This is a genomic window from Corynebacterium sp. (assembly GCF_012837295.1).
Classification (GTDB): domain Bacteria; phylum Actinomycetota; class Actinomycetes; order Mycobacteriales; family Mycobacteriaceae; genus Corynebacterium.
Window position 1 is genome coordinate 1 of sequence record NZ_DURI01000281.1, and the last position, 7,923, is coordinate 7,923.

Sequence of the window (7,923 nt, forward strand, 5' to 3'; positions counted from 1 at the left end):
GTCCTGGAGCTCGTGGAGGGCGTCCGCGCCGTCCACGGCCTGACGGTCATCGCGGCCATGCACGATCTGACGCTGGCGGGCCAGCACGGGGACCGGGTGGCGTTGCTTCACCACGGCGCGCTCGAATGCGTCGGCATGCCGGACGAGATTCTAACGGCGCAGCGCATCTCCGACGTGTACGGCGCGGACGTGGAAATCCTGCATCGGCCGGATGGTCCGGTCGTGGCTCCCGTGCGCCGCCGCCGGCGCTGATTCCCCGCGCCATCCGGGCATGATCGGGGCACCGCCGCCACGCGAACACCCCCGTACTGGGGTGGTCGAAACCCACCCCCGAATCGGGCTGCACATGCCCCGACACCCGGCCCGCAATCAGACCGTTGTCGTTCCGTGACCAACGCCGCAACATGCGACTCACGTACCCCATGCACCCCGCGCGACACGACCGGAAACCAGGCGGACCAGTTTAGTTATGTACTTATCCGGCGCACCCCGATCAGAGGTTCGCGCTGGTTGCGGATTCAACGCCGAACGGGGGCACCCGTCGCAAAGCAGAAGCGTTACCCCCGGCCACTGCCCCCGCACGGTGGGCCCATGCCCGAGTCGCCCGAATGGGGTCGACGGCGGGCGCCCACGGGGTCACGAATCGACCGGAAATCCCCACCCCCGACCCCCGAAAACCCGATCTGCCCGGAAACCAAACAAGCTGCCGAGGACCCCGCCACTGTGTAAAAATACGATCCGCTCGCGACGCGTTCATGCGCCGCCCGCTTTCGTGGCATGCCAGCCGTGCCGCGCATCCGATTCCTCTCGCGGGAATTCGACCCCGGACAACGACGCGCCCCACGGGGACGCCGCCGAAGACGGGGCCGAGCGACCGCGCCAGAAACGTTCCCGAAAGCCGGAGACTTCATGACCACGTCCCTCATCGCCGCTGATCCCAAACAGCGCAAGCGCGTCCTGTCGGGCACGCTCATCGGCACCACCATCGAGTGGTACGACTTCCTCATCTACGCGCAGGCCGCCGGCATCGTGCTGGCGCCCCTGTACCTGGAGCCCGCCGCCCAGGACAACGCGCAGTTCGCGCAGATCATCGCCTGGGCGACCCTGGGCATCTCCTTCCTGTTCCGCCCGCTGGGCGCCGTCATCGCCGGCCACCTCGGCGACAAGTACGGCCGCAAGATGATCCTGGTGTTCACCCTCATCGGCATGGGCGTGGCCACCTTCCTCATCGGTCTGCTGCCGACTTACGACACCATCGGCATCGCCGCACCGATCCTTCTGATCCTGCTGCGCATCCTGCAGGGCGTCTCCGCCGGCGGCGAGTGGGGCGGCGCGGCCCTGATGTCCGTCGAGTACGCCCCGGATAACCGCCGCGGCCTGTTCGGCGCGTTCCCGCAGTCCGGCGTCCCGCTGGGCCTGACCATCGCCACCTCGGTCATGCTGATCACCATGGGCATCGTCGGCACCGAGAACTACCTCGCCTGGGGCTGGCGCATCCCGTTCCTGCTCTCCATCGTGCTGGTCGTCATCGGCTACGCCATCCGCCGCCTCGTCGACGAGTCCCCGGTGTTCCAGGCCATGCAGGCCGAGTCCGCCGAGCGTTCCGCCCCGCTGCCGCTGCTGTTCAAGAAGCACTGGGGCAAGGTCATCCAGGGCGCGCTGATCTTCGCCGCCCAGCAGGCCGCCGGTTACCTGGTCATCGCCTTCTTCGGTTCCTACGCGCAGAAGACGCTGGGCCTGTCCCCGGCCGTCGCGTGGACCGGCACCCTGGTCGGCGGCATCCTGTGGACGATCTTCATGTTCGTCGCCGGCGCGTGGTCCGACAAAATCGGTCGCCGCAACACGTTCATCATCGGCTACGTGCTGCTGGTCATCGTCGAGGCGATCATGTGGTTCCTCGTCGACTCCGGCAACCCGTTCCTGTACGTCCTGGCGATCGCCCTGCTGGCCCTGCCGCTGGCACTGACGCTCGGTCCCCAGCCGGCCATGTACGCCGAGATGTTCCCGGCCGACGTCCGCTACTCCGGCGTCTCCATCGCCTACGCCCTGGGCGCCATCCTCGGCGGCGCGTTCGCCCCGATGATCGCCCAGATGATCCTCGACTCGACCGGCAAGGCGTGGATGATCTCGATCTACCTCATCGCCCTGACCGTGCCCGCGTTCATCGCGCTGCTGATGCTGCCGAAGAACATGGAGCAGCGCGACCTCCTGACCATGCGCCACGAGGACGTGTAGTCCGCCTCCGCGCGGCTTTCCACCCACACCGCGCGATCGCCGGGCCGCCCCCTGAGCGGTTCGCAGCGCGTCTCCGCTTCGAAACCCGCCCGCCCCGATTCTCCGGGGCCGGTGGGTTTCGGCGTTGGGGGGGGCGGCGGGGCGACCGGGCGGGTTCGGGGGCTTTGCGACGGCCCCGCGCTCAGCCCATCCGCTGCCGCAGCGCCTCGGCGATCTGCTTCGGCTTCGGCACGGAACCTCCGACGACGAGTTCCCCGTCGACCATGAGGCCGGGGGTCTTCATCAGCCCTGTGGCGGCGATGGCCGCGTAATCCGTGACCTTCTCCACCGTCGCGTCGGCGCCGAGCTCGTCGAGCGCGGCCCTGGTGTTGGATTCGAGCTTGTCGCATTTCTTGCAACCGGGTCCGAGGATCTGGATGTGCATGGGGGTGGTCCTTTCTCGAAGGGGCCGCATGGTGGCGGCGGTCGACGCCGACCTATGCGGCCGGGTCGGGAGGTGTGCGTCAGGCGATGAAGTTGAACAGGTAGCCGAGAATGATGATGCCCAGCGTCACCGTCCCGAAGAACAGGGCGAGCAACGGGGGTTTGAGGACGCGGCGGAGCATGATGCCCTGGGGGATGGACAGGGCGATGGAGCTCATCATGAACGCCATGACCGTGCCCAGGGACATGCCCTTGGCCCACAGCGCTTCACCGACGGGCACCACTCCCGCTCCGTTGACGTAGAGCGGGACTCCCGCCAGCGCGGCCACGGGGACCGCCAGGGGGTTGTCCGGACCCGCCCAGCGGGCGAAGAAGTCGGTGGGCACCCAGCCGTGGATCGCCGCCCCGAGCGCGACTCCGACCAGCACCCACGCCCACACGTCCCGGAAGATGTCCTTGGTCTCCTCGACGGCGGCTCCGACGCGGTCGCGCAGGGACGGGGGCCCGTCGGCGTCGGAAAGCGAAACGACGGCGCCGCTCTTGACGATGTCCTCGACCCAACGGTCGAGGTCGAAACGCGAGAACACCCAGCCGACGGTCATGGACAGGGCTGCCCCGGCGATGACGTAGGCGGCCGCGTACTCCCACCCGAATTGGTCGCCGATCATGATCGCGGCGATTTCGCTGACCAGCGGAGACGCGACCAGGAACGTCAGCGTGATCGACAGCGGAATGCCCGCGGCGACGAATCCGATGAACAGCGGGATGGAACTGCACGAGCAAAACGGCGTGGCCACGCCCAGCACGACCGCCAGGAAGAGGCCGAGCGCCAGCCCCTTGCCCTCGAGGTAGGCGCGGGCCTTGCCCAGGTCCAGCGATGCGCGGGCCAGTCCGACGGCGAACATCAGGCCCAGGAGCAGCAGGAAAATCTTGGTGACGTCGTAAAGGAAGAAGTGCACCGCCCCGACGACCCGGCCGCCGCCGGCGGGGTCCAGGCCCAATGCGGTGAAAAGCGCGTCCCACGCCCATTCGTTGAGCGCGTACAGCCCGGCCCATGCCACTGCGGCGCCGGCCAGCATCCCGATGGTGGGCCAGTCGGCGCTCCGGCGGGGCGGAGGCTCCGCCGGCCGGGATCGTGATTGCGCCATTTCGACCATGATCTAATCGTATCCCCGGAAATACACCTTGACCAGGGGTGAACCCGAGTGCGCTTCCCCACTCCGCCCCCCGAAGAACCAGAAAACCCCGGCCCAACCATCTGGTTGAACCGGGGTTTTCGTGGAGCCGCCTGCGAGAATCGAACTCGCGACCTTTTCATTACGAGTGAAGCGCTCTACCGACTGAGCTAAGGCGGCGTGGTCGCCACGACATGCGTGGTTACCGCCGAAATCTTAACGCACCGCCCGCGCGCCCCAAAATCCGGCCCCTACCCGGCGGTATGCGATTGCTTGCCGACGGCCCGCCTCACCTCTGCCCCACCCGGCACGCCACCTGCATCGCGCCCATCATCCCGTCGAGCGCGACGGCGGGACGGACGTTGCGGGCCATGGCTTCCCGGGCGTCCATGACCGCGTCGATGCACGCCACCAGCCCCTCCGCCGACACGCGGCGCGCCAGTTCCGCCGCCGTGCGACGGCGGTCCGGGTTGATGGGCACCGGACCAGAGCCGACGCCCGCGCCGCCGCCATCGGCGGGGATTCCGGAGGAGACCAGCAGGGCATCGCGAAGCAATCCGACCATGTCCATGAGCGCGATGTCGACCAGATCGAACTCGGTGCGCTTGCGGCGTCGCTTCTGATTCTCCTCGAGCTCCTTGATGACGCCGGCCGAACCGCGCGTCGCCGCCTGCGCGCCCTTGCCCTTCGCCCCGAGCCCCAGGGCATTGGTCAACTGCTCGAGCTCCTTTTCCTCCTTGGGCTCGTTGCGGCGCTTCGATTCCTTTTCGGCGTGCGCGGACAGCTCGCGGGTGCGCAGATACGCGTTCGCCGGATCGAAGACGGCCTCCACCAGATCCAGCGCCCGGCTGCGCCACTCGCGCGTGCCCTCGTCGGTGGCCAAACCCATCGCGCGGCCGATGTGGCCGTTGGCGATCGTCCCCGCCCACTCCGCCTGCTCGACGGTCAGCTCGGGGTGGCTCATGCGCAGTGCCTCGACGACGTGCGCGTTGGTCGGCGTGGGCACGTACACGTGGCGGCAGCGCGACCGCAGAGTCACGGAAAAGTCCGCCGGATCGGTCGTCGGGGCGCACAGCAGGAACACGGTGCGCTCCGGCGGCTCCTCCACCGCCTTCAGCAACGCGTTCGCGGACTCGTCGTTGAGCCGGTCGGCGTCCTCCACGATGACCACCCGCCAGTCGGCCGTGGTCGGCCGGCGATGCGCCCACGGGATGACCTCGGAGCGCACCACCTTCACCTGGATCACGGAGCCTTCGGTGGTCACGTTCATCAGATCGCCGTGGGTGTCGGCGTCCGCCGTCGTGCAGCCCTGGCACCGGCCACAGCCCGCCACCGTCGGATCCGTGCACAGCAGCGCCTGCGCGAACGCCTCCGCGGCCACCGACCGCCCCGAGCCGGGCGGGCCCGTGAAGAGCCACGAGTGCGTCATCGCCCCATTCGGGTCCGCCGCCGCACGCGCCGCCGGATCCTCCCCCGCCGCCGCGATCGCCCGCGCCGCGCGGGCCGCCGCCGTCAACGTCGCCCGCACTCCCCCGGCTTCCGTCACGCGGTCGAAAACGCTGCCCAGTTCCATGCGCACCACGATAGCGGGCGGGGCGGACCGGGCCGTCGCAAAGCAAACCGACGACCGGCCGACCGATCCTCCCGGCACCCTCCGCATGCCCGTCCCACCCATCCGCCCGGGGCGATAAGGTGGACGGCATGCAACGGTTGTGGAGGAACCTCCGGTGGCTGCGCAGCACGCCCTGGCCCGCGTACGCGGCGGTGGTGTTCCTGTGCAACCTCGTCGGCGCCGTCGGCATCGGCCTGTTCCTCGGCGTCCTGCTGCCGCTGGAGGGCCTGTCCGGGTTCACCGAGCTGCCCGGGCCCGCGTTCATCGGCCTGCTGGTCTACCTCGCCGCGGCCGTCATCGCCGGCATCGGCACCACCTGGCTACTGTTCAAACCGGTGCTGCGCTGGCAGCGCAACCCGGACCGCCACGACCCCCGGCGGGTGCGCTACCTGATCATGCGCATCCCCACCTACCAGGCGATTCTCGGGGCGATCATCTGGGGCGTCGGCGTGCTCGTGTTCGGCATCGTCGCGCTCGTGCACTCGCCGCGGCTGGGCGTGGTCGTGGTCATCACCTCCGTGTTCGGCGGGGCGATCGTGGCGCTGATGACGTACCTCATCTCCGAACGCCTCGTCCGCCCCGTCGCGGCCGAGGCCCTGGCGCGCAGGGCGCCCGACTCGTCGCTGGAACCGCCCATCGGCCAGCGGCTGCGGCAAACGTGGCTGCTCACCTCCGGGCTGCCCGTGGTGGCCATGCTGCTCATGCTGCTCGCCCAGCGGCTCGGATATTTCACCGACGATCTGGGCGACCTGCTGCCCGCCATCGTCGCGCTGGCCGTGCTGGCGCTGATCACCGGCTACGTGGGCACCGCGCTGGCGACGATGAGCATCGTCGACCCCATCCGCGACCTCACCGGCGCCGTCAACCGCGTCCGCCGCGGCGACACCGACACCCGCGTGCCCATCTACGACGGGTCCGAGATGGGCGTCCTGCAGGCCGGCTTCAACGAGATGATGCGCGGCCTCCAGGAGCGCCAGCGCGTCCGCGACCTATTCGGCCGGTACGTCGGTTCCGAGGTCGCCCGCAAGGCGCTGGAGGAGAAGCCGAAGCTCGGCGGCGAGGACCGGCTCGTCGCGGTGTTGTTCGTCGACGTCATCGGGTCGACCACCTTCGCCGTGCAGAATTCGCCGGAGGTCGTCGTCCGCGAGCTCAACGCCTTCTTCGAGCACGTCGTCGACTGCGTGCACCGGAACAAGGGGATCATCAACAAGTTCCAGGGCGACGCGGCGCTGGCCGTGTTCGGCGCCCCGCTGCCGTTGGACGACACCGCCGGGCACGCCCTGGCCGCCGCCCGCGAGCTGCGCCAGGAGCTGCGCGGCCTGAAGCTGTCGGCGGGCATCGGCGTCGCCGCGGGCCGCGTCGTCGCCGGCCACATCGGCGCCCACGACCGCTTCGAGTACACCGTCATCGGCGACGCCGTGAACCAGGCCGCCCGCCTCACCGACCTGGCCAAGGACACCCCCGGCCAGGTGCTGGCCACCGCGTCGACGGTGCGGCTGGCCAACGAGGACGAGCAGGCGCGCTGGACGTCCCTGAAGTCCGTCGAGCTCCGCGGCCGCACCCACATGACGCAGCTGGCGCGGCCGATCCGCGCGACGATGGCGGACCGGTCCTAGTCTTTCGCTTTACGACGGCCCGGCGGGCCGTCGTAAAGCGATGCGCGAAAGCCGAACGGCCGGCCCGGAAGGATCCGGGCCGGCCGCGGTGAACCGGGGAAGAGCGCGCTAAGACTTCTTGGTGGTCTTCTTCGCGGTCTTCTTGCTCGACTTCTTGGAGGCCTTCTTCGTCGTCTTCTTGGCCGCCTTCTTGGTGGTCTTCTTCGACGACTTCTTGGCCGCCTTCTTCGCCGCGGGACCACCCGTCGCGGCCTCCTTCGCGCGGCGCTCCGACAGCAGCTCGTTGGCGCGCGCGTCGGTCAGCGTCTCGGGGTTGTCGCCCTTGCGCAGCGACGCATTCGTCGTGCCATCGGTGACGTACGGGCCGAACCGGCCGTCCTTGACGCTCATCGGCTTGCCGGAGACGTCGTTGTCGCCCAGCTGCTTCAGCGGCGGCTTGGCTGCGGCGCGGCCACGGCGCTTCGGCTCCGCGTAGATGCGGCGGGCCTCGTCGAGCGTCACCGTGAACAGCTGCTCCTCCGACGACAGCGAACGCGAGTCCGAGCCCTTCTTCAGATACGGGCCATAACGGCCGTTCTGGGCCGTGATCATCTCGCCGTCGCTCGGGTCCGTGCCGACCTCGCGCGGCAGCGACAGCAGCTTCAGGGCCTCTTCCAGGGTCACCGTGGACGGCTCCATGGACGCGAACAGCGACGCCGTCTTCGGCTTGAGCGTCTCCTCGACGATCTCCGCGATCCGCTTGGCCTTCTGGTTCGCCGCGGTCTTGGTGTCCCAGTTCTTCTTGCGCATGCCGTCGGCGGCGCGCTGGGCGTCCTCCGCGGCGCGCTCCTCCGCCACGATCTCCTCGGCCTTGACCTCGACA

6 protein-coding genes, 1 tRNA gene and 1 pseudogene are annotated in these 7,923 nt (G+C 69.3%); 3 read left to right on the forward strand and 5 right to left on the reverse strand.

What is annotated here, in order from left to right; genetic code table 11:
• A pseudogene (locus GX015_RS09120) lies at nt 1-252 on the forward strand (ABC transporter ATP-binding protein); the annotation flags it as partial.
• Between the two features lie 657 nt (nt 253-909).
• Nucleotides 910-2,235, forward strand: coding sequence for an MFS transporter (locus GX015_RS09125; RefSeq protein WP_291344549.1), 1,326 nt, complete (start codon nt 910-912; stop codon nt 2,233-2,235).
• Between the two features lie 181 nt (nt 2,236-2,416).
• Here GX015_RS09125 and GX015_RS09130 read toward each other — a convergent pair whose 3' ends face one another.
• The 4 genes from GX015_RS09130 to GX015_RS09145 all read right to left on the reverse strand — a co-directional run bounded on the left by GX015_RS09130 (nt 2,417) and on the right by GX015_RS09145 (nt 5,406).
• On the reverse strand, nt 2,417-2,659 hold the full coding sequence (locus tag GX015_RS09130) for a thioredoxin family protein (protein WP_291344551.1): 243 nt from the start codon (nt 2,657-2,659) through the stop codon (nt 2,417-2,419).
• Nucleotides 2,660-2,738: 79 nt separating this feature from the next.
• Entirely contained in the window at nt 2,739-3,806 is a 1,068-nt protein-coding gene (locus GX015_RS09135) for a permease (protein ID WP_291344553.1), read from the reverse strand.
• 131 nt (nt 3,807-3,937) lie between these two features.
• Nucleotides 3,938-4,013: transfer RNA gene (locus tag GX015_RS09140), tRNA-Thr, on the reverse strand.
• 109 nt (nt 4,014-4,122) lie between these two features.
• Nucleotides 4,123-5,406, reverse strand: a complete 1,284-nt coding sequence (locus GX015_RS09145) for a DNA polymerase III subunit delta' (protein WP_291344555.1) — start codon at nt 5,404-5,406, stop codon at nt 4,123-4,125.
• A gap of 128 nt (nt 5,407-5,534) precedes the next feature.
• Between GX015_RS09145 and GX015_RS09150 the strand changes: the two genes are divergently transcribed.
• Nucleotides 5,535-7,061 carry an adenylate/guanylate cyclase domain-containing protein gene (locus GX015_RS09150; protein ID WP_291344557.1) on the forward strand — a complete coding sequence of 509 codons (1,527 nt, stop codon included), beginning with the start codon at nt 5,535-5,537 and terminating at the stop codon, nt 7,059-7,061.
• Nucleotides 7,062-7,169: 108 nt separating this feature from the next.
• Here GX015_RS09150 and GX015_RS09155 read toward each other — a convergent pair.
• A partial coding sequence (locus tag GX015_RS09155) for a topoisomerase C-terminal repeat-containing protein (RefSeq protein ID WP_291344559.1) occupies nt 7,170-7,923 on the reverse strand: 754 nt, incomplete at its 5' end.

Excerpts from the sequence above, each read along its gene's own strand:
- GX015_RS09125 (WP_291344549.1), top strand. The coding sequence starts at position 910 with ATGACCACGTCCCTCATCGCCGCTGATCCCAAACAGCGCAAGCGCGTC.
- GX015_RS09130 (WP_291344551.1), bottom strand. The coding sequence starts at position 2,659 with ATGCACATCCAGATCCTCGGACCCGGTTGCAAGAAATGCGACAAGCTC.
- GX015_RS09135 (WP_291344553.1), bottom strand. The coding sequence starts at position 3,806 with ATGGCGCAATCACGATCCCGGCCGGCGGAGCCTCCGCCCCGCCGGAGC.
- GX015_RS09145 (WP_291344555.1), bottom strand. The coding sequence starts at position 5,406 with ATGGAACTGGGCAGCGTTTTCGACCGCGTGACGGAAGCCGGGGGAGTG.
- GX015_RS09150 (WP_291344557.1), top strand. The coding sequence starts at position 5,535 with ATGCAACGGTTGTGGAGGAACCTCCGGTGGCTGCGCAGCACGCCCTGG.